The following is a 1984-nucleotide window of genomic DNA, read 5'->3' as shown; positions in this document are numbered from 1 at the left end:
TCGTCGGGCTCGAACTCGACGGCCGCGAGCTTCACGACGACCGGCCAGGTGGGGTGCTCGACGAGATCGTTGTCGGTGTCGGAGCGGACGAACGCGACCAGTTCGGCGACACCGGGGAATCCGTACAGATCGTCCCCACGGCCGAGGAACGCCTGCCATTCCTCGCCGTCCTCGCGCCACCGGGGCACCCACAGGGTGACGAGGTTGTCGTCGGTGAGACCGAGCTCGATCGGGACGATGTCTCCAGCCATGGCGGGAAGCCTAGCCACCTCGCGCCCGAAGACATAGCCGGGAGTGGACGAGACCGTCATCACCGGAACGACTCGCGAAGATCCGACAGCAGCCGGTCGCGTTTCCGGGCTGCGATCCGCGCCGCCTCGTGCGCGGTCGCGAGGATCGCCGCGGACAATTCGGCGGCCTCGAGCCGGCACGCCGACTCCGCCAGATGCAGCGCGATCATGCCGCCTCCGCCGTCGACCTGTACCCACACCCGGCCGTCCACGCTCATCGCTTCCGCCGTCACCTCGCCGAGCCCGGCCATCACGTCCTCGAGCATGCCCAGCCTTTCCCGAGCCCGTTCGACGATCTCGTCGACGCGGTGCCCGCTCACACCGACCTCAGCCAGGACGTGGGTTGCCGCTGCTCGTCGTCGTCCCGCTGGACGCGCGCCACCTCGTCCCGGGTGGGCAGGCCCATCCGGTCCAGCAGGGCGTCCGGCATGCCCTGGGCAGCGAGCTCGCCGCGGCGCAGCGCGGCGGCCTCGAGGGTCGCGCGGCGGCTGAGCGCGAGGATCTGCCCGGCCAGGTGCCCGGCCCCGTGGCGCAGTTCGCGGGGATCGATGTGCAGCTCGACCGGCACCCCCTGGTCGGTTGCGCGCACCGAGACGGTGCCTGCCGCATTGGCGGCGGTTGCTGTCGTGATGTTCATATCCGGTTGGACGCACCCGATCGCCGGCCGGTTCCCTCTCATCCGGTGGGCCGGTAGAACCCTTCGAAGGCCATGCCGCTGTTGCCGGTGCGGATCGGGGTGACGGCGACGGGATCGCCAGCTTCCACCATGAGGCCGTTGCCGATCACCATCGCGACGTGCCCGTCCCAGACGGCCAGGTCGCCGGGCAGGACCGAGTCCGGAGCGACCGGCGTCCCGATGTCCTGCTGCTGGGCCAGCCGGGGAAGCTCGACACCGGCCTGGCCGTAGGCCCACTGGGTCAGCCCGCTGCAGTCGAGTCCCTGTCCCGGGGTGGTTCCGCCCCACACGTACGGGGTGCCCTGCTGGGACAGCGCATGACGCACCGCCGCGGCGGCCGTGGCGTTGGGTGCGGTGGCGACGCTGCCGTCGGGCAGGCGCACCGCGCAGTCCGACGCCGATCCCGGCCCGAGGCCCCCGTCGTCGTAGAACGCGCGGCTGTCGCCGGAACCGGGATCGGTTTCGGACGGTCCCGCTCCCGTGAGGGGCGGCGTCTCCGGCAGCAGGGCGGTGAGCCGGTCGGTGTGCTGTGCCAGTTCGGACGTGACCCGGGCGAGTACGTCGAGGCCTGCCGCGAGATGTTCGAGTGCGGCAGCGAGCATCAGCAGCTGGCCCTGGGGCAGCGCGAGCGCGGGTTCGAGGCTGCGGGCGATGGAACCGAACGAGTCGACGATGCGGGCGATCTCGACGGCGCCGCCGAGGACCGTCGCGGTGCCGTCCACCGCGACCGCGGCGATCTCCATGCCGCGGTCGGCGGCGGCCAGCGTGTCGGCGAGTACCTGCTCGGCGCTGCGGACCGCGGTGTCCGCCGCGGTACCGGTCCAGTCCCACACCAGTTCGGTGAGCGCGGCGCGGCCGACGGCGTGCACGTCCTCCGCGATCGCGGTCCCCGCCCGCAACGCCGCGGCCGGATCGATCGCGGGTGCGGTGCCGGAGCCGAATGCGGTGAGCAGATCCGCCAGCGGAGCCGCGAGCAGATCGGCCCCGAGAGTCATCGTCGCGCTCCCGCCTCGGGCAT

General features: G+C 72.4%; 3 protein-coding genes and 1 pseudogene. All 4 read right to left on the bottom strand.

Features of this window, described 5'->3' with window-relative positions:
* Positions 1-251, bottom strand: a pseudogene (locus tag I0Q12_RS33595) (primosomal protein); the annotation flags it as partial.
* A 59-nt stretch (positions 252-310) separates the two neighbouring features.
* Positions 311-610, bottom strand: a complete 300-nt coding sequence (locus I0Q12_RS22735; RefSeq protein WP_248673210.1) for a YbaB/EbfC family nucleoid-associated protein — start codon at positions 608-610, stop codon at positions 311-313.
* Positions 607-927 (bottom strand): hypothetical protein, encoded by a 321-nt coding sequence (locus I0Q12_RS22730; protein WP_197254979.1) that lies wholly within the window; start codon positions 925-927, stop codon positions 607-609. Before I0Q12_RS22730 ends, I0Q12_RS22735 begins: the two co-directional genes overlap by 4 nt.
* Positions 928-965: 38 nt before the next feature.
* Entirely contained in the window at positions 966-1961 is a 996-nt protein-coding gene (locus I0Q12_RS22725) for a C40 family peptidase (protein ID WP_197254977.1), read from the bottom strand.
* Positions 1962-1984 lie beyond the last annotated feature (23 nt).

Source organism: Rhodococcus sp. CX (genome assembly GCF_015865005.1).
In the GTDB taxonomy this organism is placed as follows: Bacteria; Actinomycetota; Actinomycetes; order Mycobacteriales; family Mycobacteriaceae; genus Rhodococcus.
Note: the sequence above shows the minus strand (reverse complement) of the source record. Positions and strands in the feature narration are given on the sequence as shown.